This window comes from Aquimarina atlantica (assembly GCF_000626715.1).
Lineage (GTDB): Bacteria > Bacteroidota > Bacteroidia > Flavobacteriales > Flavobacteriaceae > Aquimarina > Aquimarina atlantica.
The window spans coordinates 954,653-980,939 of record NZ_AQRA01000001.1 but is presented as its reverse complement, the minus strand read 5'-3'; the positions used below and the strand labels follow the sequence as shown (position 1 = coordinate 980,939).

Here is a 26,287-nt window from a genome sequence, read left to right as displayed (position 1 = left end):
TTTTAATTCAGTATACTTTAATAATTTATACCAAGTTATACTTTGAGTTTTATTACGGTAAATTCAAAATGTAAAAATAATATTATGAAGCTTTTGAGATTGTACTGGTAATATTCATTTCAATTTTTCTGAAAAACTCCTCACTTTTGTATGGTTTCCTCATAAAATCACTGAAACCAGAATCTGAATTGAGTATTGCTTTTATGGTATCTTGGGTATCAGAAGCGGTCAATGCTATAATGGGCACATCAGAATTCAATTCTCTAATTATTTTAGTAGATTCCATCCCACCCATATTTGGCATGTTTAAATCCATTAATATAAGATCATACTTTTTTTGCTTTACCATTTCGATAGCTATCAGCCCATCATCAGCAATTTCAGAATAGTACCCTTTAGTTTTGAGAATGTTTTGAGTTACTATTTGATTTATTTTATTATCCTCGACAATTAGAATGTTATACTCTTTGGTGTTTAGTAATGAAATACAATTTTTGGTGTTATTTGTTGTATTGCTTACTTCACTCATAGTATCAATTTCAAAAGAGATAGTAAAATAAAATGTAGAACCTTCCCCTGGAGCACTCTTTATTTTAATATCTCCACCATGCAGATCAACCAAGTTCTTAACTATATGTAATCCGAGACCAGTACCTGTAGTATGATCTTTAGAATTGGCCTGAGAAAATTTATCAAAAATTATTTCTTGCTTGTCTAAAGGAATTCCTCTTCCGTCATCTTTTATTTCAAATGTTATTTCAACTGTATTATCAGTAATAACTGGGTTTACAAAATTTAACCAAATATTTCCGTTTTTGGTAAATTTATTAGCATTACTAATAAGATTAATAAAGATCTGAGATAACCTCACAGAATCTCCAATAAGTAAATTGGGAATATTGGGATCAAAATTAAGATGCAAAGTATTTCCGTTTTTATCTGCTTGATATTCGAAAGAGTTTTTAATATCATCGGCTAGATTTTTAATATCATAAGTAGATTTGTCAAGACGTATTTCATAAGATTCCATTTTAGAAACTTGAAGTACGTCATTAATAAGGTTAAGTAAATGATCTGCTGAAAACTTCATTAGTTTTATAAACTTATGATTTTCTTCATCTTTAATTCGTTCCATTAAGATTGATGATAATCCTACCACTCCATATAACGGAGTTCTGAGCTCATGACTAACAGTGGATATAAATTTTGTTTTTACGGCAGCCAGATGATCAGATTTTTCTTTAGAAATTTTAAGTTGCTTATTTCGTAAAGCAAGGGATTTTCCGAGGATTTTTGTTTTTCTATGATTATAAATAAAGAAGCAAAAGAGTATTAAACATAATAGCAGTAAAGAGACTGTAAAAATAGATATGGTCTTTGATTGTTGTGCTTTTTGAGTTTCTATAGTGTTTTTTTCTTCACTTACAATTAACTGTTTTTTATATTGTTCGGCTTCTAATTTTTCTATTTCGAGTGCAGTTTGATGATGCTTCGTGTATTTTTTTAGAATTAAATATGCCTTATCTTCTTTTCCGATTTTAACCAATAAGTCTTCATATTTTTTGTAAATGGTCATTGCTTGCCTAAACAATTGGTTTTTCTCTGCAATGGTAGCAGCTAACTCATAATATTTTATGGCGGTACTATATTTTTTCTTACGATAATAATATTCGCCATAGCTAGTATAGGTGGTAGCTAATTTTGAAGGCTGTTGTTGTTGATTAATAAAATATTTTTTGCATTTTTCTAATAGATGATATGCTTTATTATAATTCTTTGTTTTTATATAAATATTTGCCAGGTTTAACGCTAAAATATGTTGCGAATTTTCGTTTAAATCATCAGATTTTTCATAAATATGTTTTATCCTCTTAAGAGCTTTTTTGGGTTTGTTAAACCCATTTATGTAAACTAGAGCAATGTTGTTATTTATATCTATAGATAGTTCCTGAAATCCTTCAAGTTCTTTTACAAACAATTCTGCAATTTTATAATTTCTAAGTGCTTCTTTATAATCTTTAGTCGAAAAGTGAATTTTTCCTAGCAAATTATAGGAGTATCCTTTTAAATAATATTCTTGTTTAGGATTAAATTTTTCGGAAATATCAATTATCGTTTCAATAATCATTATACCATTGGCTCTTCTTATTGTTGAATTTAAATGGTCTTCGGTATGGATAATTGCGTTTTCTAATTCTGTAAAAGACATTTCTTCATATTGTTGAGTGTATACAACAGAATAAAGAAAACTTATACATAATAAACATATGTAATGCTTCTTAATTTTGACAATCTTCATGTTCAGCATAGATTTTGGGGTACCTAAATATAATAAAAAATATCAAACAATCAGTTTAAATGCATAAAATCATGGTTAAATATGGGTTTTTTGTGACATTTATTGTTTTAATTGTAGTCTTAAACTTACTTTTTTAAACGATTATCTAATTTCATTTTTAGAGTAACTACTATTGCGGGTAAACAGTAGTTATATCAATTTTTACATGAAATAAGATTGTCCTTAAACCAATCAATTTTAATCTTTAAGAGGAGAATACTATTTTTTGGGAGGAGTATGTAACCGATAGATGATTATCGTATGTTATTAGTAACTAAACTTAATCACTAATATATTCTTTATACTCTAAGAAAAACTCTTCAAGTTTATCCATGTGTTTTGATAAAAAGATCATGGTTTCTGGCCAGGTGTTTCTATTATGAATACTTACATTATCTATTTCTACATAGATACGAGATATAACTTTACCACTATCAAGTTCGTAGAACTCATCATAAATAATATCTTCTATAAATTCACTGGTAAGAATCTTTTTTAAACTAATAAGTTTCTCATAATAGTATGCTTTGATTATCTTATCATAGGGTTCGATATCAATAGATACTTGGGCCTTTTTTGTAGTAAATGTAAACTTAAGAGTTACATCTTTAATTTTGGTATTATACAGTAACCACTTACGAGGGTATTCTTTACCAAAACTGGTCCAGAATTCCTGACGTATTTGTTTTGATTCTGATTTACTAAACATTATATAATATATGCTGTAACCGTAGCTATAAGAATAACCATAAGTTTTGTAATGTTAAATTTGTGTCCTTCATTACTCTCAAACAGAATTGTAGTAGACACGTGTAGAAATATACCAATAACCAATGCAGTAATTTCTTTATAATAATTCTGAATCATAGTAAAATTTTCAGAAATAAAAGTACCCAGAGGAGTCATTAGAGCAAAGAGAGTTAATGATATGATGATGACACTTTTTTTGATTTGAGTATTTAATAAAAATGTAGTCAAAATCATAGCAATAGGGATTTTATGTATAATTATACCTAATAAAATCCCTTCTGTATGGTGTATTGGAAACCCTTCGAGAATGGCATGTAGGCCTAAACTAATGAATAGTAATTTTGGAATCCGGCGAGTTTCTTCGTGAAGATGAATATGTCCATGTTCTGCTCCTTTAGAGAAGTATTCTAATACTTTTTGGAGAAGAATACCGATCATAATCCAAACACCGGTACGTTTTGCAAATAGGTTATCTTCGAATACTTCGGGTAATAAATCAAAAATGGTGATCGCAAGAAGAAAAGCACCACTAAATGCCAAAAGTAGTTTTAAACTCTTTTGATTAGAAGTTTTAAAAATAAAAACTAATAAAGCTCCTATAAATACAGCTGTTATGGATAATATATAGTTGTACACTATTTAAAAATTAATATAAGTCTTGGCGAAGTAGTTTTGTCAAATTTCTGAAGTTGATAATTGCCAAAAATATCCAATAAATTTACATTAGCATTTGTAAAGTAATTTTTAAAATCACTTAGTGTAATGCTTTTAACACGTTCGGTAAATAAAAAATCCTCATTATTATCTCTAAATTTAATTTCTTTAAAGATATATCCATCTTGATAGTACCTCTTAATATTAAATACGATATTATTAACTTCTTTTGTTTCCTGGGCTACCAGATTCTGAATGATATAATCAACATTCATAAAATCAATAACACCGAATCCCTTTTCATTTAGATTTGATTTAATAGCCTTAATCGTATTTAGATTATCTTCTTCCTTGTCAAAATAACCAAAACTAGTAAAAAGATTAAAAACAGCAGAGAATTTCTCAGAATACGGCTGACACATATCGTGCACTCTAAATTTTAAGGTTTCGTTCTCAAATTGTGAAGCATATTTAATACTATTTTTAGAGAGATCTACACCGGTTACATCATAACCTAGTGTATTTAAATAAATACTATGTCGACCTTTACCACAAGCTAAATCCAAAATTTTTTCACCAGTTTCTAAGCTTAGATATTGGGTGATGTTATCCATAAAGTCTTTAGCTTCAGTATGATCCCTGTCTTTATATAAGATATGATAGTATGGTGTGTCAAACCATGATGCATACCACATTGTTGAATCTTTTAGCATAGGGCGCAAAATTAGTGTATTTTTACGGTTTAATTATAGAAGTCGTTTAAAGTTTTAAACCTTTACACTTAAAAATTTAAATACCTTCGTGTCGAAAAAGAGAATAGTGGGTAATTCGTTTAAAATGGTAGCCAAAACCCTATATGGTTTTGAAGAAGTTCTTGCAAATGAACTTAGAAAAATAGGTGCTCAAAAAGTAGAAATTGGGAATCGTATGGTTAGTTTTTATGGAGATACAGGTTTTATGTATAAGGCAAACCTATGTTTGAGAACTGCAGTAAAAATCTTAAAACCAATTACTTCAAAAAAAGTAAGAAACGAAAAAGATATATATAATTTCATTCAAAGTATAAGATGGCAAGAGTATTTAAGTTTAGAAGATACTTTTGCTATTTCGGCTACAGTTAATTCTACTATTTTTAGCCATTCTAAGTTTATTGCATTAAAGACAAAAGATGCGATTGTAGATCAGTTTAGAAAAGAAACAGGTGAGAGACCAAATGTAGATACAGAATATCCCGATCTTTCGATTGATATTCATATCCAACGCGATCTATGTACAGTATCATTAGATAGTTCTGGAGGGTCGTTACATCATAGAGGATATCGTACGGCAACTAATATTGCTCCGATTAATGAAGTTTTGGCAGCAGGCTTGTTATTACTTTCTGGTTGGGATGGGCAAAGTAATTTTTTAGACCCCATGTGTGGTAGTGGTACTATGGCTATCGAAGCAGCTATGATTGCTTGTAATATTCCCGCAAATATAAATCGTAAAGAGTTCGCTTTCGAAAAATGGTTAGATTGGGATTTGGATCTATTTGAAAAAATAGAGGAAGCCTGTCTAAACAAAACGAGAGATTTTCATCATTCCATAATCGGAATAGATAAAGAATATTCGGCAGTAAGAAAAGCAAATGTGAATGTAGAAAACGCAAACCTTACTGATTTTATAAAAATAAAAGAAGGAGATTTCTTTGAATCTGCAAAAGAAGTAGAAGGACCGCTTCATATTGTATTTAATCCTCCTTATGATGAACGATTAGAAGTAAATATAGAAGAATTCTATTCGCAAATTGGAGATACACTGAAACAAAATTATCCAGGTACCAATGCTTGGTTTATTACTGCAAATCTTGAAGCCTTAAAACATGTCGGGCTTCGACCATCAAGAAAGATAAAAGTATTTAACGGAAAGTTAGAAGCTCGACTCGTTAAATATGAAATGTATGCAGGAAGTAAAAAGGCTAAATATAAGAATTAACCTCTAACTAATACACATATCGCAAATTCCTATCATAAGAAATTGAGTCTCTTGTACTTCAAAATCCTTTAGTTCTGGGACCTCTATTTCATAAGGCAAACAAGTTACTTTTTTACAAGATTTGCATTGAAAATGAATATGGTTATGCATTTCGTGTTTGACATTACAATCATTACAAAGCGCATAATAAGCTTTACCATCCTCGCCAGTTACAAAATGCACTTTCCCTTTTTCGGCAAACCGTTCTAAGATCCTATATACAGTAGTTTTGTTAACTTTTATAGGCATTGCTTTCAAAATAGCTTCTACAGACATAGTATGTTTTGCATTTGTAAGTATATCAATAACGTAATCTTGTTTTTGCGTATTTCTTGTTTTTTTCATCCTTAAAGCATAATTGAAAACTATATTTTTTGTATTATTGCAACTAAGTTGCTTTAGTGTAATTCAATATTGAAAATTACAAAAAAAATCTGATTGATATGGTACCAGCTTTTTTAGTTATGTAAAAAAAATATTTCATGTTTAGAGTAATTAATAGTGAAGAATTAAGTGACTGTTATTCTAAAAAATACGAATATGATCTATAACAATTGATCAATTTTATATTATTATGATACTTAAAACAATACGTGTAAATTGGGATTTTATAGGATTTTCTGCATCGTTTTTATGTATGCTTCATTGTATACTTTTGCCAGTGTGTATAACTCTTTTTCCTTTGATGGGACTTGCGTTTTTAACTGATGAATTCTACGAGTTTTTTTTAATAGGAACTAGTATGATGATTGCTATGTTTGCAATGTATAATGGATACAAAAAATACCATGGTAAATCATTACCAACTTTTTTGGTTATCACAACATTAATCCTTTTTGGGATTGGGCTTTTAATAGAAAATCATCTAATAGAAAAAGCATTACATTTCTTAGGAACAAGTTCTTTGATAATCGCTCATTATTACAATTGGAAATTTACAAAAGATTATAAAAGTTGTAAGATTAAGTATAGGCATAGAATATAGCGAAGTTATTCTGCTTAAGACTATTTATTTCCTCTTTAAGCTTTGAAAGCTAGTAATGTATAGTTGAAATGAGGGAAATATAAATACAAGAAATAATATTTAGACACTTTTATGTTTTTGTTAAGAGATTAATTATTGAAATAACAATAATTTTCTATTTGATTTTGAAGCTAACCATCAATTTTATTCTCATGAAAACAAAATTCACACAATTCTTTTTCATATTATTTTTGCTTGCATTTACTTTTTCAATCTATGGACAACGAGCTAAAGCAAAACAAGAAATATTGACTACATTTTCAGATTCAGTATTCTCTGGATTAAAATTAAGAAATATCGGTCCGGCTTTTATGTCTGGAAGGATAGCAGATGTTGCGATTCATCCTAAAAACGAAAGTATTTGGTATGTTGCTGTGGGTTCGGGAGGAGTATGGAAAACTGTTAATTCTGGAACTACTTGGAAACCAATATTTGATGATCAAACATCATATTCTATTGGTTGTGTAACCATAGACCCGATTAATCATAATACAATTTGGGTAGGTACTGGAGAGAATGTAGGGGGACGTCATATGGGATATGGTGATGGTATCTATCGCAGTGATGATGGAGGAGCTTCATGGACCAATATGGGATTAAAAACATCAGAACATATTTCTAAAATTATTATACATCCCGAAAACTCTAATATAATTTGGGTGGCTGTTCAAGGCCCGCTATGGAAAAAAGGAGGAGATCGAGGATTATATAAATCTATCGATGGAGGAAAAACATGGAAAAAGACGCTTGGAGATGATACCTGGGTTGGTGTTACCGATTTAGTAATGGACCCAAGAAACCCAGATCAGCTCTACGCTGCTACATGGCAAAGGCATCGTACAGTTGCTGCTTATATGGGAGGAGGCCCGGGATCGGGATTACATCGTAGTACAGACGGAGGAGAAACATGGGAAAGACTTAAAAATGGACTTCCTAAGTCCTGGATGGGGAAGATAGGATTAGCTATTTCACCGCAACAACCCGATATTTTATATGCAGCAATCGAACTAGATCGAAGAACCGGTGGAGTATATCGCTCTTCAGATCGTGGTACTACCTGGGAAAAACAATCTAATGCTGTTGCAGGAGCTACAGGACCACATTATTACCAAGAATTATATGCATCGCCTCATCATTTCGAAAGACTATACCTGGTAGATAATACAATGCAAATCTCTGTAGATGGAGGAAAAACATTTACAAGGATGAATGAAAAGCATAAGCATGGTGATAATCATACTATAGCTTTTAAGAAGAAAGATCCTGATTATCTTTTGGTAGGAACAGATGGAGGGTTGTATGAGACTTTTGATCTTACTAAAAATTGGAGATTTATAGAAAACCTCCCGGTGACACAGTATTATAAAGTAGCTGTAGATGATTCTGAGCCCTTTTATAATATTTATGGAGGAACCCAGGATAATAGTACACAAGGAGGACCATCACGAACTGATAACTTACATGGAATTCAAAATTCTGATTGGAAAATCGTATTAAATTGGGATGGTCATCAACCCGCTACAGAACCAGGCAACCCAGATATCATATATGCAGAGCGCCAAGAAGGAAATCTAAGTCGTATAGACCTAAGCACAGGAGAAGTAATTGATATCCAACCCCAACCTGGAGCAGAAGAAGATTTTGAGCGTTTTAATTGGGATGCACCAATTTTGGTGAGTGCTCATGATCCTGCTCGTATCTATTTTGCTTCTCATCGAGTATGGAGGTCTGATAATAGAGGAGATCAATGGAAAGCTATATCAGGAGATTTAACCAAAAACCAGGAAAGAATAGAATTGTCTATTATGGGTAAAAAACAATCATGGGATGCCCCTTGGGATTTCCTGGCAATGTCTAATTATAATACAATCACTTCGATAGCAGAATCCCCAAAACAAGAAGGTGTACTTTATGCAGGAACCGATGATGGGATTATTCAGGCAACAGAAGATGGAGGGAATAATTGGCGAAAAATTGATGTAGGTACACTGCCTGGAGTTCCTGCAACAGCATTTGTTAATGATATTAAGGCAGATCTTTTTGATGCAAACACAGTATATGTAGCTCTTGATAATCATAAATACGGAGATTTTAATCCTTATTTGGTAAAGAGTACGGATAATGGAAGAACATGGAAATCTATAAAAGGGAATCTTCCGGAAAAGACATTGGTATGGAGAGTTGTGCAAGATCATGTACAGCCTAATCTTTTGTTTGCAGCTACAGAATTTGGAATTTATTTTACCGTAAATGGAGGTAATCGTTGGGTAAAATTGAAAGGAGGTGTACCTACAATTTCGTTTCGTGATTTGGTAATTCAGCGTAAAGAGAATGATTTAGTGGGAGCTTCTTTCGGAAGAGGTTTTTTTATATTTGATGATTTTTCTCTTTTGAGAAATATTTCTGAAGATAAACTGAAAGAAGAAGCCACATTATTTCCGACCAGAGATGCATGGTGGTACATCCCAAGACCTAGCTTAAGTTTTGATGATAAAAAAGGAAGTCAGGGAGCTTCGCATTATGTGGCTCCTAATCCTGATTTTGGAGCTGTATTAACATACTACTTAAAGAATGGGTTAAAAACCAGTAAAGAAAACCGACAAGAGCTAGAAAAAAAGAATAAAGGAAAAGATATTACTTTTCCTGGTTGGGATAGAGTAGAGGTAGAACGAACAGAAAGTAAACCTCGTATACTATTGGCAATAACAAATAGTGCAGGAAAAACCATTCGAAGGATCGAAGGGCCTGTTACACCTGGTTTTCATAGAGTAGCATGGGATTTACGCTACCCAACTACAAATGCAATTTCTTTAGAGAAACAAGAAAATTCATTTGGATCTCCTCGTGGATTTATGGCTGCTCCAGGAAAGTATACAGCTACATTATCCAAAGTCGTAAACGGAAAAGTAACTCAGCTCTCAGATCCTGTTTCTTTTATGGTTAAGCGCATGTATAATGGTGCATTAAAGGGGGCAACACTTGAAAAAGTGACAACATTCTGGAGAAGTTATGAAAATACAATTGGTAGAGTTTCTGCTCTAAGTATGAAAGTAAATAAGACAGGAAAACGTATTAAAGCTATGAGAACTGCCTTATTGAGAACAAACAGTGCTCCTGGTGATCTGGATAATCGTTTAAATGCTTTAGAACAACGCATAGCAAACCTAAATAAAGAGTTCTTTGGGAATACTGCTAAACAACAAGTAGGAGAGAAGACAAGACCTACTATTGGAAATAGAATGTTTTCTATCTATAAAGGTGTAGAGCGATCTACTTATGGGCCAACCAGTACACATTTGGAAACGATGAAGATAATTGATGACCAATTACAAAATATTACTTCTAAGTTTACTGCTTTAAAGAGTGAAATAAATTCATTTTCAAAGGCATTACAAGAAGCAGGTGCGCCATTTGTAGAGGAATAATTACTTAGGGGTTTGGTATAGGTTAATATCCAGCTGCCTGACCATCTTTACGGGATTCAGAAGCTCCGTAATAAACACCATCTTTTATCATAATAGCTTGGTAGCCTCCGTAAGGGCCTAAAGCATAGGATACCTTATGACCTTTTGAAAGCAAACCTCTAATTGTTTCATATGAAATTCCGGATTCAATATGTAGAGTCCCGCCATTGGTCATTTCTTCTCCTGTAGGTTGCGATGATCCCATGTGATTTATTCTGGGAGCATCACCAGCTTCTTGCAGGTTCATTCCAAAATCAATCATGTTAACGATGATCTGTACATGTCCCTGAGGTTGCATACCACCACCCATAAGCCCAAAACTCATAAAAGGTTTTCCATCTTTGGTAACAAATGCAGGAATAATGGTATGAAATGGTCTTTTTTTAGGTTCATAGGTATTAAAATGACCTTCTTTCAATGAAAACAACTCACCTCTGTCTTGTAAAATAAAACCAAGTTCGGTTGGTGTCATTCCCGACCCCATACCTCTATAATTACTTTGTATTAAGGATACCATATTTCCTTCCTCATCTGCAACGGTAAGATATATGGTATCTCCATCATTAAGGTTTCCGGCGTCATATGTTTTTGCAGCTTTGTTTTTATCAATAAGCTTTCTTCTTTGATCAGCATAATTTTTAGAAATAAGCCGATCTACAGGAATAGTATTAAAATCTGGATCCGCATAAAATTTTGCACGATCTTCATAAGCTAGTTTTTTAGCTTCAGTTAAAATGTGTAGATATTCTGTTGTACCAAATCCCATAGATTTGAGATCATATTTTTCAAGAATATTTAGCATTTGTAAGGCAGCTATTCCTTGACCGTTTGGAGGTAATTCCCATACATCGTATCCTCGATAGTTTGTAGATACAGGCTCTACCCATTCTGAGGTATGATTTTTTAGATCATCATAGCTCAGAAATCCACCATTTTCTTTCACATACTTTGCAATAGTTTTAGCAATATCTCCTTTATAGAAAGCATCTCTACCTTCATTCGCAATTTTCTCAAGTGTATTTGCTAAAAAAGGGTTTTTAAAAATCTCTCCTTTTTTAGGAGCATCACCTTTTGGCATATACGTGGTTTTAAAACCAGGGTATTTTGATAAAAACTTAGCACTTAATTGCATATAGTATGCAACCAGTTCGGTTACAGGAAAACCTTCACGAGCATAATTGATAGTAGGTTGCAAAATCTTTTTCATACCTAATTTACCAAACTTACCATGTAGTTCATACCATCCATCTACACAACCGGGAACAGAAACAGGAAGAGCACCATGAGATGGTATTTTGGTATGATTGTTTTTCTTGAAATATTCTAAAGTTAACTTTTCGGGAGATCGCCCACTAGCATTTAATCCATATAATTTTTGGGTTTTGGCATCCCATACAATAGCAAATAAGTCACCACCTATGCCGTTTCCTGTTGGTTCCATTAATCCAAGCATTGCATTAGCAGCGATTGCAGCATCAATTGCGTTACCTCCTTGTTTTAAAATGTCAAGAACGGTTTGTGTAGCCAAAGGGTGACTTGTGGCGGCCATTGCGTGGGTAGCAATTACTTCAGATCGTGTGGCAAAACTTTTACCGGTAATTCGATCCTGAGAGAAGACAATACTTATAGGTACTAAAAAAAGAAAACAAAAGGTGTTGAATAATTTCATGTGAATGAGATGATAAAATATCCAAACAAGATAAGCAATACGTTATAATAATTGATAGAAATACCTGGCAAAATGATTACACAAGTCTGTTTTGAAATCAGGTTATTATAGAACATACCCAGGCAAATTATCGAGAAGTGAGAAGAAAGGGAAGGGTGAATATTACTTTTTTTTCTTAAAAAAGGGAATCAGATAACTTATAGAATATCCATATCCTACACCGATATTACTAAAATCATTAGTACGGCCAAATCCAGGGATATATAAATTATCGAATCTATCAGGTTTTTTTTCACTCACAAGAGTTCTAAGAGATACATTTGCTCCCAGGTATAGATTATTAATAAGCTCTACTTTAATCCCAAGAACTAATTCTATCCAGCTGGCATTTAAGCCATCAGATTTGATACTTTCGGTTATTTGGTTTGGTCCAAAATAATTTGTACTTGTAAAAATAGAATAATCGTTTAGCGTTTGTTCAAAAGTAGAAAACCCATACCTTAGCCCTACATAGATACTATTTTGCATTCCATACCAATTATCGTATATATTATAATCTACACCAACTCTTGCATAGCTTCCGGATCCTTTTGTATTAATATTTTCTTCGTCTCTTATTAAGGATTCATTACCTATTTCTGCAGCGAGATAGAATTTTTTATAAAACCTGTAATCTCCAACAATTTCGAATCCAGAATAGTTATCATCAACTGCTGTTCGGATTAGTCGACCGAGATCAACTCCTGCTCTAAAACCATATTTTTCTGCAGGAGGAAGGGTATCTTTTGCACTAACCTTTTGTTCTTCTTGCCCATAGCAAAAACAGGTAATTAAGATGCTAATGAAAAATAAATACGTGTGCAGGTGTCTCATCGGTTACGTTCTCTCTTTGTATTGTTATATTTTTGATCCAACTCCCATCATCTCCTGCTTCTGGTGGAGATACAGTAAGACCTTTGTAATTAATCTTAAATCCACAAGCACTACTTACATATTCTTCTTCTGTAGTGTATTGAAAACTTACAGTATCTTTATTAGGAAGGGGATCGGTATCACTATTATTAGCTGTGTCAGAATTTATAGTAAATTCATAGTCAGTAATCGATGCATCATTTCTTAAAGGAATTAGGATAGAATCTGTAACTGTACCCAAAGTAAAAGGGGTTTCTACACCAACTGCCTTTACTTGTAATTCTGAAGGAGCTTTTACCTGGGTACCCGCATCAAAATCAATAAATTTTATAACTAAAAAAGGCGTGGTAGGAGTACCTTCTGCACATATATCATCTCGTTCACAGCTTAAATTTGAACATAAAACTAAGCCTACTATTAATATAAAAAATAAATATTTGTTTACTCTCATATAGTATTTTTTTCTATCTCAACCATAAGTATTACTACATATGATTTTTCGTAATTACCTTTGATACAACAAGGATAAAAAATACAGTTAGATAAATGCAAACATATTGAAACAAAATAAGTTTCGAATTGCTATTTGCGTGACCAAAAATATAAAAGATAAACCAATTCGTACTGGTTATTTCTTAAAAATAAAGGACTCGAATAAAGTAGATGTGTTGCTGTTTATATCATATTTTGATTTTTGTGAAGTTTTTACTGGTCTAATTTTGTTTGAAAAACCGGGAACTTTTGACAGCTCCCGGCCACCACAATAGAAAATGTAGAAGATTGCTACATCAAGTTGCCATAATCTAAAGGGTGTGATTAATCCATAAAAACCAGATTTCGGGCTTTTGCTTTACAGTTGTGGTTAAAAATTACAGTACAACAGTAATAATTTCTTTTATTTTCACCTTCCTGATTTATCCAGTCTACATAATTAATTACTGTAAATGTTGAATCATTAACGACCCTAACATCTTTATCACTTTCTCCAAAAGAAATAATGGTTGATGATCGTAATCTTTTATTGATGATAGCGTGTGATGCAGTTAATGCCTCGGATTTATGAAAATAAAAGAGGTTTTGATTGTTTTTAGAATTGGTAATTTGACTATTGTCATTATGATATAGGGCATATAAAACAGCTCCAGTTATTATAGTAATACATATAATTGGTATTGCGAAGAGTTTTATGATAAACTCTTCTTTCTTTAAGTTTAATATCATCATTGTAAGCCTTGGTGGTAGTGAGATGGTTTGCGTGCAAAAAATTATGGTAAGTTAACGTTAGCATTTTTTGCATCACGTTCTTCCTGTTCTTTTATTTTTATCCATTTAGTATAATTCTCTTTATCTCCGATTTGAAGAAAGGCTTCTGCAACGAACCCTGCATGTAATGACGCTTCTATACCCGGGCCATTTCGTTTGACAATGTTGTACTGTTTTATGGCTTCTTGTGCAACTTGATTTTTGGTTTCATTAGTCTGATGTTGGCCAGTATAACTGGAACCAGTAGTAAATAAGAAATAAATTAAAATAAGAAGAATGAAGATCAGGGGTATTTTTACTACATTTCTCATAACTGTTAGTTTAGATAAACTTAGGTTTGATTATAAATTTATTGTAGTAGCAATCTTCGAGTACAAATGTAGGAAATAACTCATGATATTAACTGTGGTTTGTGAGTTAACTTTTTGCGGTAAAACCATAATATTTTAATTTGTGTAAATAATGTTAACTATCTGATAGTTAGTTGTTATTGTTGTTTTTGTTAAAAAAATGAATTATTTGCTACTAAAGTGCTTGGTGTTAGAGAATTTCCTGATAATTGAGTGCTTTAACATATAATGATTGAAAAAACCGATGAAATACATGGTAAAATTGTAATCCATCAAATGTCTGTTAAATAATTTGCAGTCCAAATTTAAATTTTTGAACAGCAAAACTATATCTGGAATGAAAACGATTTTTTATTATAGAAAACGGCTTGTATGTTTATCTTTTTTCTAATAAAACTACATTTTCAACATGATATGTTTGTGGGAACATATCGACCGGTTGAACTTTACTTACTTTATACATCCCATCTAATAAAGAAAGGTCACGTGCCTGTGTTGCACTATTACAACTTACATAGACTATTTTTTGAGGAGAAATGTTTAATAATTGTCCTACAACATCTTTATGCATTCCATCTCTTGGGGGATCTGTAATGACCACTTCGGGCTGACCATGTCTGGAAATAAAATCTTTGGTAAATACTTTTTTCATATCACCAACATAAAACTCTACGTTATCGATACGATTACGCTTTGCATTTTCTTTTGCATCTTCTATAGCTTCGGGAACAGCTTCTACACCAATTACTTTTTTCGCTTTTTTTGCAACAAATTGCGCTATAGTTCCGGTTCCTGTATATAAATCATATACTAATTCTTCTCCGGTAAGGTTGGCAAAATCCCGAGTTACTTTATATAATTCGTAAGCTTGTTTTGAATTTGTTTGATAAAAAGACTTGGCATTAATTCTAAACCGCAATCCTTCCATTTCTTCTTCAATATAATCTTTCCCCTGGTAACAAATAACCTCTTGATCATAAATTGTATCATTACCTTTTGGGTTGATTGTATACTGAAGCGAAGTGATTTCTGGGAATTCTGAAACCATATAATCTAATAGTAGTGTTCTTTTTTCTATATCTTCATGAAAAAACTGAATCAAAACCATAATTTCTCCGGTAGATGCAATTCTAATCATCAATGTACGCAAAAAACCATGTTGATTCCTTGCGTTATAAAAGGAGAGGTTATTTTTTGTGGCAAAAGCTTTTACTTTATTTCTAATCTCATTACTTGGATCTTCCTGTAGATGACATGTATTGATATCCAAAATTTTATCCCACATTCCCGGAATATGAAACCCCAATGCATTTCTATTCTGAATTTCAGTATCACTTTTAATTTCATCAAGAGTTAGCCACCTGCTATCACTAAATGAAAATTCCATTTTATTTCTATAGAAGAATTGATCCTGGGAACCAAGTATCGAATTTACCTTAGGTAGTTCAATTTTACCTAATCGGGTTAGATTATTTACAACTTCTTGTTGTTTATAAGCTAATTGATGCTCATACCCCATAAATTGCCATTTACATCCTCCACAAGTTCCAAAATGTTCACAAGTGGGTTCGGTACGTTTATCTGATAGTTTATGAAAAGTAGTGGCAGAACCTTCGTAAAAGGCCTTACGCTTTTTGGTAGTTTGGATATCTACTACATCTCCAGGAACGGCATTATTAATAAAAATTACCTTTCCGTCAGGTGCTTTAGCAATACTTTTTCCCTTTGCACCCGCATCAATAACTTCGATATTCTCGAAGATCTGTCTTCTGTTTTTCCTTGCCATAGCGCAAAAATAACAATAGAAAGCATATACTTAATAAATATTCAATATATCTTAGAAAAAAGAAATAAAAAAATGAACCTATTTATTATTTCTACGTCTATACTATAAAGACCAATATGACAAACACCAATAAAACAATTGACTCTTTGCTGGTTTTACAATGTCAATCAGGAAGCAAGAAAGCAGTAACTCTTCTTGTAAAAAGGTGGCATGCAAAATTATGTAAACAGGCATATTGGTATACTCGAGATATAGAAATTTCAAAAGATATTGCTCAGGATAGCTGGAGTACTATTTTTTTAAAAATCAATACCCTAAAAGATTCTAATAGTTTTGGGAGTTGGGCATTGACCATTGTAACCAGAAATGCTATTAATTGGTTGCGAAAACATAAAAAGGAAGTAGAACATTTACAATCATATAAGGATTGTAATACAAATCGTATTGAAGATGATACTCGAAATAATCAAAATACGATAGTATTATTAAAGAGTTCAATTAAAAAATTACCTTATAATCAACAGTTAGTACTAAACCTTTTTTATATAGAAGAGTATAGCATTAAACAGATAAGTGATATTATAAACGTTTCGACCGGTACCGTTAAATCACGTTTGTTTACAGCTAGAGAAAAACTGAAATTAATTTTAAAAAATAGAAATAATGGAGAATAAAATGAAAGATATCGATCAATTAATTAAAGAAACATTAAGCCAGGAAGAAGCAAAATTTTATGATGATTTAGATGAGCAAAATCTTCTCGAAATGCTAGGAGGGCTTTTTAATACCAAACATCGATGGATTATTGTATTGATGAATATTGCAACTGTAGTAGCTTTTGGCTTTTTAGTCTATTGCATTATTCAATTTTTAAATACAGATGATACTAACCAATTGATAAAGTGGTTTGCAGGAGGAGCTATCTGTTTTATGGTTATAGGAATGACCAAACTATTTGCCTGGATGCAAATGGATAAAAATGCATTATTAAGAGAAATTAAGAGACTAGAACTACAGGTATCTTCTATAGCTGGAAAAATATCACAATAAGATTTTAGAAAGAAGCTTATATTTAGTAATTTGCAACCAACTTCAATAGGATGATTTCTCTCCCGGACTTTATGTCAAAGTAGGAATTGTAAAGTTTTATTTTTAATACGTGAATAATGGCAATCTTAGAGAAAAAGTCATCACAGCATTTAATTGAATTAGAAGACAAGTACGGAGCTCATAATTATCACCCGTTACCGGTTGTTTTAAACAAAGGAGAAGGTGTGTATGTTTGGGATGTAGAAGGTAAAAAGTATTATGATTTTTTAAGTGCATATTCTGCAGTGAATCAAGGGCATTGTCATCCTAAAATAGTAGGAGCAATGGTTAATCAGGCACAAACATTAACACTAACTTCACGAGCCTTTTATAATGATAAATTAGGCGAATACGAGAAGTTTGCGACTGAGTATTTTGGTTTTGACAAATTATTACCCATGAATACTGGTGCAGAAGCAGTAGAAACAGCATTGAAGCTTTGTAGGAAATGGGCATATGAGAAGAAAGGTATCCCAGAAAATGAAGCACAGATTATTGTGTGTGAAAATAATTTTCATGGAAGAACAACAACAATCATATCATTTTCGAATGATGAAGTAGCTAGAAAAAACTTCGGTCCTTATACTGCAGGATTTATAAAAATTGAATACGATAATTTATCTGCTTTAGAACAGGCTTTAGAAAGTAATACTAATGTTGCAGGATTTTTGGTAGAACCTATACAAGGAGAAGCGGGAGTGTATGTTCCTTCTGAAGGGTTTTTGGCCAAAGCTAAAGCTCTTTGCGAAAAACATAATGTGCTATTTCTTGCAGACGAAGTTCAAACAGGAATCGCGCGTACAGGAAAATTACTCGCTGTTGATCACGAAAATGTTAAACCAGATATCTTAATTCTAGGAAAAGCATTAAGTGGAGGAGCATATCCTGTATCGGGAGTTTTGGCTAATGATGCAATCATGGGAGTTATAAGACCAGGAAATCATGGTAGTACTTTTGGGGGTAACCCTGTTGCCGCAGCAGTAGCTGTAGCAGCTTTAGAAGTAGTAAGAGATGAAAAATTAGCCGAGAATGCAGAAGAACTAGGTCAATTATTTAGATCAGAACTAGGTAAGTACATTGAAGAATCTAATATAGCGAATTTAGTTCGTGGCAAAGGGTTGCTAAATGCGATTGTAATCAATGATTCTGAGGATAGTGATACTGCCTGGAATATCTGTGTGGCGCTTAAAGAAAATGGTCTTTTGGCTAAACCAACTCACGGTAATATTATTCGTTTTGCTCCACCATTAGTAATGAACAGAGAACAACTATTGGATTGTGTAAGCATTATTATCAAAACTTTAAAAGAGTTTGAAAAGTAGTAAAATACGATTCAAAGTTCATATATAATAAAAAAGGAGGCGCAATAGCCTCCTTTTTTTATTGTATACAAAAAAAATTATTGATTTAATATTTCTGACCAAGGCATTAGAGCGCCCATAAATATAATATACCCAATAATGAGTAGTAGGTATAATGAACTTAATATAGTACCAATTATAGCACAAATTCTACCCGCATTTAGATTTTCATATCCTATGTATAATTCGGGATTAGCCAAATATAGCTCTTTAGCTTTTTTGGCTAGTACTAAAGCAATAATACCAAATACTAACCCTAGAAATCCGTAGCAAAAACAAGTTACTATTGATGCGATCCCGAATATTAATACCAATGTTGCATTTGGTAATTGTTGTTTGTTTTCCATATAATGTATTAGAATTTTATAATATAATTTGTAATGATAAGTATACTATTTAAGATATAAAAATATTGAAGAGTTTTAGCACCTTTTTTAAACTTTAGAAGAAGATGAGCGATTAGATACCCAAACATTAATAGTAATGGTATAAGCGCAGGATACATTATAAACGACTCTATTAAATCTCCCTTGATGAGTAATAAAAAACTTCGTTGAAAACCACAGCCTAAACAATTAATACCCATTAGTTTTTTGGTTGGGCACTGTAATAGATTAGATTCAATATAGTTGATAAACTGCTCCACAAATTATAGTAGTAAGAAATTTATTCTAAATAAAAGCTGTTCGAAATAGTATTCCGAACAGCTTTTAAAAAATTAAATTATTTACAGATTACCCTCCGTACTGTTCCATCATTTCTCTTTGCATATCCAGTATACCATCGTATCCTACAGTTGCAAATATGAAAACTACATAGATTAAATAAATGATACTTAATATTAAACCTACAATTGCTAGTATCTTACCTGTTTTAACATTTTGATAGCCAGTATATAATTCTGGGTTTTCATTGTATAATGCAGTAGCTTTTTTAGCTAGTACTATAGCTACTATAGCCAGAATAATCCCTAGCACACCATAACAACAGCATCCTAAGATTGATAGAATACCAAAAACCAGGATTAGGGTAGAATTAGGTAATGTTTGTTTTTCCATAATTTAGATTGATTAGTTAAAAATAATTTTCATTTTGATCACATAACTTATAATAATAGTAAGTATGGCTGTAACCATAAGACTAATTTTTATAAGTCTGTCATATTTAAATTTGATAAAAAAGTTGAATCCTAAAAATATTAATAATAGTAAAAGAGGATAAATCGCAGGATACATATAAAACGCAGCAACAAAATCTCCTTTGAGTAAGAGAGCAATAGATCTTTGCATTCCACAGCCTAAACAATCAACTCCAAAAATTTTTTTGTTTAAACAAGGTAACATATAGGTCTCCAAAAGCGAAAAACTTTATAATTATTAACTGCAATATACATAATTAAGTTATTTAAAATATTTGCAGGTTCAAAAATCTATTATTTAATACTTTTGCAATTCGTAAAGAGGAGTATTGGATCTGGGCATAAAGTAAATGCCTTAAGTTATTATTTAAAAGGAAATCAGTTAAATAATAATATCGATTGTACTATCTATCGGATTAATAAAAAAGAATTAGGCAAATGATTTATCGTAAGGTTAAAAAAATTATAAGCATACTTTTGGTAATTATTGGAGCTATTGCACTGATAAGTGAAATTTCTTCAATAACTAAAAACTATTATATCCAGAGTATTGGAGTGGTCTTTTTAATGTTAGGAGTATTTCTTATTAATACCAATGTGAAATCGAAAACTAAAATTGATCCTGATCCATACCTTGAAGAAGAAGAATAATATGATTAAAATAGGGGATACTGTATCGGTTTTGGATGAACCAATAACGGGTAAAGTCGTAGCGGTTACTACAGATGAAGTAACAATTGAAACAGAGGATGGGTTTGATATGACATTTTTTATTCGTGAAGTCGTAAAAATTAAATCGGGAGAGCTTATTATGCCTTCTTATGAAGAGGTACATAAGAACTTGCAGGAGAAGGAGGTTTTTAAAAAAAAGCCCAAAAGGCCTGTTGTTAAACCAAAAGAGCGGGATATACCGCCAATGGAAGTTGATTTACACATTAATAAATTAGTGAAATCAACCAAGGGAATGACAAATCATGATATGATAACGTTGCAATTAGATACAGCAAAAAGACAACTGGATTTTGCAATTAGTAAACGTATTCCCAATGTAGTTTTTATTCATGGGGTTGGACAAGGAGTTTTGAAAGAAGAACTCAAATACCTTTTTGGGAGATATGATAATATCAGAATTTCTGAAGGTAACTATAGAAAATATGGACTGGGAGCGACAGAGGTGTATATTGTTCAAAACCCAAAATAGTTATTTTGAAACAGTAATCTCATCTTCGCCTAGTTGTAGTAGTTCTTGTCGTATTGCAATTCCAGCTCCTTCCAGAGTGATATCGGTAAGGGTTATCGTTCTGGTATAGACAGTTTCTGTAGCGGTATCACTCTTTACAACATATTTTATTTCAGCATTACCGTTAGAGCTTTTTAATTCTTGAGTAACTGTTATACCGCTAGGAGGAACGCTACTGCAAAAATATGCTGCACCATCGATTTGAGTACTAAATTGTCTGTACATCAAGATATTTGTAGTAGTATTAAGTGCTATAGTATGGGTAAGGTTTTCAGGAACTGTATTTAGTTCAAAAGTGGTACTTGTAAAATTAAGAGAAAGAGATTGATTTATTTGAGAATCAATTTTGAAAAAAACAAAAGTATCTTCATTTTGATTAGAGCAATTCTCTAACGGAGCTGTAAAATTACTGATGTCATTTTCTATAACATCTCCTTCACTACAACTAACCAATACTGCAATAAAAATTATATAGTAAAAAAAATTATTCATAATAATGTGGTATAAGCTACTCTTTTTTGGTTGTCTTAGGAATGGTAACATCTCTAAAACCAAATGAAAAATTCTTGTCTTCAAAATTCTGATTGTTACCATCAAAAACAAGACCGTTTATAGATACAGTGGTCTTAAATGTAGTTTTTATAGTGTTATCAAGTACAGGGTTTACCATAACTGCACTATTAGTCGATGCTGCATCCAGGTAAAATAATTTTCCAGAAACTGGATCTCTATCATCCCTTGGGTTTCCATTCATATCTGCATCTTCATTACGAGTTAAGATTCCGTCACCATCATCATCTTCTTCAAGGTAATCAGGTGTACCATCTCCGTCTGTATCCCGGGGATCATCATTGTCAGGAATATCATTGGGCAACTCAACACTGGTTAAAATATTATCATTATCGTCATCCTGATCTTTATAATTAGGAATCCCGTCACCATCAGTATCATCATCCTCTAAGTTACCATTGTTATTAAGATCTTCTTGTTCTGCCGGAACTCCATCATCATCATCTTCCGTTGTAATTTTAGTTGAAATTTCAGATGTTCCTGCAATACCATTAAGTTCATCAACAATTATGATTTCACTAGAAGGCACATTAGAGCAAAAATAATCTGCAGTTACCGGAACATTAAAATTTCTATATATCAAATTGTTAGAACCTTCACTTAATTGGATAGTAATGGGGGTAGATGTTGCAATAGTATCAGAAAAGGTCTCATTAATAAAATTGTAAGAAATGGCCTCGTTTATAGTTTTGCTAATCTTGAAAAAAACAAATTCATTTGGTTTTGCACCTTTACAAAGCTGTAAATCAACATCATCAAACTCAAAACTGGTGATCACTATGTCACCATCATCACAAGAGGTAAGAAATAATAATAAAAAGAGAAATGAAAACAACTTTTTCATGTCAGAATGAGTATTTTTTTTGACAAAAGTAAAGGAATTGAAAGATTATAACGTGTGTACTCGAAAATAATTTTATTTAGATTAGTTTTGTAGTCGGAAAATTGGGAATATTGTAAAAATTAAAGGTTTTTTTACAAAAAACAAATAAATATCTATTTCAACAACTTAATTACTTTGTTTTATGCAAAAAGTTTATTTTGATAGTGCGGCTACCACAGAGGTAAGGCCAGAGGTTATTGCTAAAATGGTTTCTGTATTGAAAGAAGATTATGGAAATCCGTCATCAATACATGGTTATGGTCGATCTGCTAAGAATCATATAGAACAAACTCGGAAAAATATTGCTGGATATTTAGGGGTAAAAGCCTCAGAAATTATATTTACTTCTGGAGGTACAGAAGCCGATAACTTAGCAATAAATAGTGCAGTTAGAGATTTAGGAGTTAAACATATTATTACAACCAGAATAGAGCATCATGCGGTATTACATACGGTACAGGAAATAGAATCTCGTACTGATATAGTGGTAAGCTATGTTGATATAAATACAGATGGCTCGATTGATTATAAACATTTAGAATCACTCCTTAGTAATTCTGATGAGAAAACATTAGTAAGTTTGATGCATGTAAATAATGAAGTAGGAACGATATTAGATATTGAGCGTGTCGGAAACTTATGTAATGAACATAAAGCACTTTTTCATAGTGATATGGTTCAATCAATAGGGCATTATGATGTGAAATTAAATAATTTACACGTTGATTTTACTGCAGTAAGTGCTCATAAATTTCATGGGCCAAAAGGAGTAGGTTTTGCATATATTCGAAAAAATTCTGGTTTAAAACCTTTAATTTTTGGAGGAGAACAGGAGAGAGGATATCGAGCGGGAACAGAAAGCGTGCATAATATTGCCGGGATGGATGAGGCGTTGCGATTATCATATGAAAATTTAGAAGAAGAAAAGAGCTACGTTACTAATCTTAAACAATACTTTATTGATACTCTTAAAAATAAGATTGAAGGAGTAAAGTTTAATGCCAGTTGTTGTGATCCCCTAAAAAGTACATATACGCTAATTAGTGCGTGTTTACCGGTTTCTGAAGAAAAAGCAGGGATATTATTATTTCATCTGGATATTAACGGAATTGCATGCTCGAAAGGAAGTGCTTGCCAAAGTGGGAGTGGCAAAGGGTCTCATGTATTAACCGAAATCCTTTCTGATGAAGATTTACAAAAACCATCAATACGTTTCTCTCTTTCAAAGTTTAATACTAAAGAAGAAATTGATTATACGGTAGAGGTTTTAAAGAAATTTATAGAAGAATAATTCGTCCTTAAAATTTCATTCCTAATCGAACATTAAAAACTCGTGGGGTTAAATAGTTAGGAATAGCAAATTGACGTCGACTTGCTGCATCCCTTACAAAAGTATTGGTGATTGTATTTTGGTTATCAAAAATGTTGTAGATTTCAAAACCTAGGTATAGCTCTCTAAACTTATTAAGAAAATGTCCCTGTCTTAATCTTTTGTTTTGATCAACCACAACATATGAGATCCCTAAATCAGCTCTTCGATAATCTCTTAGTCTGGTCTGAAAATTATATGGATCGGCATAACTGGGAGAACCTCCTGGTACTCCTGTTTGATAAACCATATTTAAATACATTTTTAAACTTGGGATAGAAGGTACATAATCCTGAAATAATACTCCAATTTTGAGTCGTTGGTCAGTAGGCCGGGCAATATATCCACGCTTATCGATATTTTCTTCAGTTTTTAGATACCCAAAACTTACCCAACTTTCTGTACCGGGAACAAATTCTCCATTAAGTCTTAAATCAACCCCTTGTGCATATGCTTCTGCATTATTTCTTGCACGATATCGTATTCTAACATTTTCGATGGTATACGGGTTTACATCGGTTAGCTTTTTATAATACAATTCTGTGGTTAATTTAAATGGTCTTTTCCACATAGAAAAACTGTAATCATTACCAAGTACGATATGTATTGATTGTTGTGCTTTAACATCTGGCCGTACTACCCCTAGCGAATCTCGTAATTCTCTATAAAAAGGAGGTTGGTGGTACACCCCTCCAGAGAGTCTAAAGATCATATCAGATTTCCAATTTGGTTTAACTGCAACCTGAGCTCTAGGGCTAAATACAATTTGCGAATCAGAACTGTCGACTGTATTTCCATAAATATTCCAGTTATGTGCCCTAACGCCTATATTTGCCCATATTTCATTTTCTTTTATATTAGAGCGAATACTGTATTGAGCATATCCAGAAATACGATCAATTTTAGTGCTATTTGTAGCTCTTACGCTAGTAAAAGGAACAATAGGACTTGCAAAAGGAGTGTAGGGCTGATCATTTACAAAATCCAATACGGGAGGTCTGATAGAAAAGCCGGCAGAATCAATGATTTCATATTCTTGTAAACGATCTCTAATATCTTCTGAGGTGTATTTGATGCCCCAATCAAACTGATGTTGATCTGCAACGTATGTTCCCTTGTGCTCGAGATTATATATCAAGGCATCCAGGTCGTTTCTTGCATGCGTTAATTGAGAACCTATACCTTCACTAAATTCTACTTCTCCCAGGTTTTCACTACCAATATCGGTATTTACAGTTCCTAGCGCATAGGCTGCAAAAATATCATAATGTTCTTGTTCTTGTGTGTGATATCCAGAAGCAATTAATTTAAGGGTCAGATTGTCATTGGCTCTGTAGGTTCCTTTTAGTGCTCCAAAATAAGTTTCATACCTGTCTTTTTCTTGTCCGTCATAGCGAACGGTTAATGCCTGCACTGTTTGTAATGTTCCAAAATTTACCTGTTCTGTTAATGGTTCATAATCATAAGTGTTAAGTGCTAAATTACTTAAGAATCCTAATTCAAATTTACTGGAAAAATTATAGGAAAGGTATGTTTGCACATCTGCAAACCTTGGCTGGAAATTAGTCTCTGTATTCTTTGCATCTACTAATAAGCTATTATCTCTATATCGAACGCCAACGATAGCAGCTAGTTTTTTGTTTTTAGAAATTCCTTCTGCAGAAACACTACCTCCCAGGAGGCTTAAATCTGCCGTTGCTCCCAATCTTGTTGGTCTTTTGTAGGTAATATCTAGGACTGAAGAAAGCTTATCTCCATATTTAGCTTGAAACCCTCCTGCAGAAAAGTCTACATTACGAACCATATCTGTATTTACAAAGCTTAAGCCTTCCTGTTGTCCTGACCGTATTAAAAAAGGACGATATACTTCGATCTCATTTACATAGACCAAATTTTCATCATAATTTCCTCCACGAACAGAATATTGTGTGCTTAATTCGTTATTAGAACTTACACCAGGTAAACTCTTAAGGAGTCCTTCTACACCCGCATTGGCAGAAGGAGTGGTTCTAATGGTTTCGGGGTCTAATGTTGTAATACCTTCTACTATTTTTCGCTCTCTACCCGATATAATAACTTCACCTATCTGTTCAACATCTGTTTTTAGTACAGGATTAAGTTCATACTCTTGATTTTCTTCGAGATTAATAACAAATTGTACATTTTTTAAACTAATGTGAGATATGTGTATTGTAATTTCTTGATTAGCGGGTATACTAAGTTGGTATACACCATTTTTATCAGATTGAGTACCAGAATCGTTATAAGAGATATTAGCTCCTTGAATGGGAATATTGTTTTCATTAAGAATAACACCTTTTAACGTTGCAGTTTGTGCCGAAGAAGAAATACTGATTAGAATCAGTAAAATCAAAAGTGAGAAAAAATTAGGTTTCAAGAAATAAGAGTAT

Annotated in this window: 27 protein-coding genes; 9 read left to right on the top strand and 18 right to left on the bottom strand. The window is 32.4% G+C overall.

Annotated features, from left to right (window positions below):
* Positions 1-82: 82 nt before the first annotated feature.
* From ATO12_RS04365 to ATO12_RS04350, 4 genes are all read right to left on the bottom strand, one after another.
* The gene (locus ATO12_RS04365; protein ID WP_165583329.1) at positions 83-2,299 is read right to left on the bottom strand and encodes an ATP-binding protein; all 2,217 of its coding nucleotides are present in this window, start codon (positions 2,297-2,299) and stop codon (positions 83-85) included.
* Between the two features lie 319 nt (positions 2,300-2,618).
* Positions 2,619-3,047, bottom strand: a complete 429-nt coding sequence (locus tag ATO12_RS04360; RefSeq protein WP_034239034.1) for a DUF4268 domain-containing protein — start codon at positions 3,045-3,047, stop codon at positions 2,619-2,621.
* Positions 3,047-3,724, bottom strand: a complete 678-nt coding sequence (locus tag ATO12_RS04355) for a ZIP family metal transporter (protein ID WP_034239031.1) — start codon at positions 3,722-3,724, stop codon at positions 3,047-3,049. The genes ATO12_RS04360 and ATO12_RS04355 overlap by 1 nt, the downstream gene beginning before the upstream one ends.
* Positions 3,724-4,455: an SAM-dependent methyltransferase gene (locus ATO12_RS04350; protein ID WP_051575609.1), complete on the bottom strand. Its 732-nt coding sequence runs from the start codon at positions 4,453-4,455 to the stop codon at positions 3,724-3,726. The genes ATO12_RS04355 and ATO12_RS04350 overlap by 1 nt, the downstream gene beginning before the upstream one ends.
* A gap of 124 nt (positions 4,456-4,579) precedes the next feature.
* On the opposite strand from ATO12_RS04350, the gene ATO12_RS04345 reads away from it, so the two are divergent.
* Entirely contained in the window at positions 4,580-5,719 is a 1,140-nt protein-coding gene (locus tag ATO12_RS04345) for a THUMP domain-containing class I SAM-dependent RNA methyltransferase (protein WP_034239357.1), read from the top strand.
* A gap of 3 nt (positions 5,720-5,722) precedes the next feature.
* Here ATO12_RS04345 and ATO12_RS04340 read toward each other — a convergent pair whose 3' ends face one another.
* On the bottom strand, positions 5,723-6,103 hold the full coding sequence (locus ATO12_RS04340) for a Fur family transcriptional regulator (protein WP_051575608.1): 381 nt from the start codon (positions 6,101-6,103) through the stop codon (positions 5,723-5,725).
* A 229-nt stretch (positions 6,104-6,332) separates the two neighbouring features.
* Here ATO12_RS04340 and ATO12_RS04335 point away from each other — a divergent pair, with 229 nt between their 5' ends.
* Positions 6,333-6,743, top strand: coding sequence for a MerC domain-containing protein (locus tag ATO12_RS04335; protein WP_034239025.1), 411 nt, complete (start codon positions 6,333-6,335; stop codon positions 6,741-6,743).
* A gap of 191 nt (positions 6,744-6,934) precedes the next feature.
* On the top strand, positions 6,935-10,207 hold the full coding sequence (locus tag ATO12_RS04330; protein WP_034239022.1) for a VPS10 domain-containing protein: 3,273 nt from the start codon (positions 6,935-6,937) through the stop codon (positions 10,205-10,207).
* Between the two features lie 22 nt (positions 10,208-10,229).
* Here the strand turns inward: ATO12_RS04330 and ggt are convergent, their stop codons facing one another.
* From ggt to rlmD, 6 genes are all read right to left on the bottom strand, one after another.
* The gene (ggt, locus tag ATO12_RS04325; protein WP_034239019.1) at positions 10,230-11,915 is read right to left on the bottom strand and encodes a gamma-glutamyltransferase; all 1,686 of its coding nucleotides are present in this window, start codon (positions 11,913-11,915) and stop codon (positions 10,230-10,232) included.
* A gap of 162 nt (positions 11,916-12,077) precedes the next feature.
* Positions 12,078-12,788: a DUF6048 family protein gene (locus ATO12_RS04320; RefSeq protein ID WP_034239017.1), complete on the bottom strand. Its 711-nt coding sequence runs from the start codon at positions 12,786-12,788 to the stop codon at positions 12,078-12,080.
* Entirely contained in the window at positions 12,754-13,278 is a 525-nt protein-coding gene (locus tag ATO12_RS04315) for a DUF6452 family protein (protein ID WP_034239014.1), read from the bottom strand. The genes ATO12_RS04320 and ATO12_RS04315 overlap by 35 nt, the downstream gene beginning before the upstream one ends.
* A gap of 365 nt (positions 13,279-13,643) precedes the next feature.
* A complete protein-coding gene (locus ATO12_RS04310; RefSeq protein WP_034239011.1) occupies positions 13,644-14,051 on the bottom strand; it encodes a hypothetical protein in 408 nt (135 codons plus the stop codon).
* 41 nt (positions 14,052-14,092) lie between these two features.
* Entirely contained in the window at positions 14,093-14,401 is a 309-nt protein-coding gene (locus tag ATO12_RS04305) for a hypothetical protein (protein WP_034239008.1), read from the bottom strand.
* 415 nt (positions 14,402-14,816) lie between these two features.
* The gene (gene rlmD / locus ATO12_RS04300; RefSeq protein ID WP_034239005.1) at positions 14,817-16,226 is read right to left on the bottom strand and encodes a 23S rRNA (uracil(1939)-C(5))-methyltransferase RlmD; all 1,410 of its coding nucleotides are present in this window, start codon (positions 16,224-16,226) and stop codon (positions 14,817-14,819) included.
* A gap of 116 nt (positions 16,227-16,342) precedes the next feature.
* Between rlmD and ATO12_RS04295 the strand changes: the two genes are divergently transcribed.
* The 3 genes from ATO12_RS04295 (at position 16,343) to rocD (ending at position 18,637) form a co-directional block, all read left to right on the top strand.
* The gene (locus tag ATO12_RS04295) at positions 16,343-16,900 is read left to right on the top strand and encodes an RNA polymerase sigma factor (RefSeq protein ID WP_034239002.1); all 558 of its coding nucleotides are present in this window, start codon (positions 16,343-16,345) and stop codon (positions 16,898-16,900) included.
* A complete protein-coding gene (locus tag ATO12_RS04290; RefSeq protein WP_034238999.1) occupies positions 16,890-17,276 on the top strand; it encodes a DUF6768 family protein in 387 nt (128 codons plus the stop codon). Before ATO12_RS04295 ends, ATO12_RS04290 begins: the two co-directional genes overlap by 11 nt.
* Positions 17,277-17,392: 116 nt before the next feature.
* Complete coding sequence (gene rocD, locus ATO12_RS04285) at positions 17,393-18,637, top strand: ornithine--oxo-acid transaminase (RefSeq protein WP_034238997.1); 1,245 nt, start codon at positions 17,393-17,395, stop codon at positions 18,635-18,637.
* A gap of 77 nt (positions 18,638-18,714) precedes the next feature.
* Here rocD and ATO12_RS04280 read toward each other — a convergent pair whose 3' ends face one another.
* From ATO12_RS04280 to ATO12_RS04265, 4 genes are all read right to left on the bottom strand, one after another.
* Complete coding sequence (locus tag ATO12_RS04280; RefSeq protein WP_034238994.1) at positions 18,715-19,023, bottom strand: CCC motif membrane protein; 309 nt, start codon at positions 19,021-19,023, stop codon at positions 18,715-18,717.
* A gap of 8 nt (positions 19,024-19,031) precedes the next feature.
* Positions 19,032-19,322 carry a DUF2752 domain-containing protein gene (locus tag ATO12_RS26655; RefSeq protein WP_051575606.1) on the bottom strand — a complete coding sequence of 97 codons (291 nt, stop codon included), beginning with the start codon at positions 19,320-19,322 and terminating at the stop codon, positions 19,032-19,034.
* 88 nt (positions 19,323-19,410) lie between these two features.
* Positions 19,411-19,734 (bottom strand): CCC motif membrane protein, encoded by a 324-nt coding sequence (locus ATO12_RS04270; RefSeq protein ID WP_025667449.1) that lies wholly within the window; start codon positions 19,732-19,734, stop codon positions 19,411-19,413.
* 12 nt (positions 19,735-19,746) lie between these two features.
* The gene (locus tag ATO12_RS04265) at positions 19,747-19,965 is read right to left on the bottom strand and encodes a DUF2752 domain-containing protein (protein WP_394331709.1); all 219 of its coding nucleotides are present in this window, start codon (positions 19,963-19,965) and stop codon (positions 19,747-19,749) included.
* A gap of 287 nt (positions 19,966-20,252) precedes the next feature.
* On the opposite strand from ATO12_RS04265, the gene ATO12_RS04260 reads away from it, so the two are divergent.
* Positions 20,253-20,465 (top strand): hypothetical protein, encoded by a 213-nt coding sequence (locus ATO12_RS04260; RefSeq protein ID WP_034238989.1) that lies wholly within the window; start codon positions 20,253-20,255, stop codon positions 20,463-20,465.
* Between the two features lies 1 nt (position 20,466).
* Positions 20,467-21,015 (top strand): Smr/MutS family protein, encoded by a 549-nt coding sequence (locus ATO12_RS04255; RefSeq protein ID WP_034238987.1) that lies wholly within the window; start codon positions 20,467-20,469, stop codon positions 21,013-21,015.
* On the opposite strand, the gene ATO12_RS04250 is transcribed toward ATO12_RS04255, so the two are convergent.
* Together ATO12_RS04250 and ATO12_RS04245 are read right to left on the bottom strand one after the other, a co-directional pair.
* The gene (locus ATO12_RS04250) at positions 21,016-21,546 is read right to left on the bottom strand and encodes a hypothetical protein (RefSeq protein WP_034238985.1); all 531 of its coding nucleotides are present in this window, start codon (positions 21,544-21,546) and stop codon (positions 21,016-21,018) included.
* Positions 21,547-21,562: 16 nt separating this feature from the next.
* Positions 21,563-22,468 (bottom strand): hypothetical protein, encoded by a 906-nt coding sequence (locus ATO12_RS04245; RefSeq protein WP_051575604.1) that lies wholly within the window; start codon positions 22,466-22,468, stop codon positions 21,563-21,565.
* 181 nt (positions 22,469-22,649) lie between these two features.
* Here ATO12_RS04245 and ATO12_RS04240 point away from each other — a divergent pair, with 181 nt between their 5' ends.
* Positions 22,650-23,798 carry a cysteine desulfurase family protein gene (locus tag ATO12_RS04240; RefSeq protein WP_034238981.1) on the top strand — a complete coding sequence of 383 codons (1,149 nt, stop codon included), beginning with the start codon at positions 22,650-22,652 and terminating at the stop codon, positions 23,796-23,798.
* A gap of 7 nt (positions 23,799-23,805) precedes the next feature.
* Here ATO12_RS04240 and ATO12_RS04235 read toward each other — a convergent pair whose 3' ends face one another.
* Entirely contained in the window at positions 23,806-26,274 is a 2,469-nt protein-coding gene (locus tag ATO12_RS04235; RefSeq protein ID WP_034238979.1) for a TonB-dependent receptor, read from the bottom strand.
* Positions 26,275-26,287 lie beyond the last annotated feature (13 nt).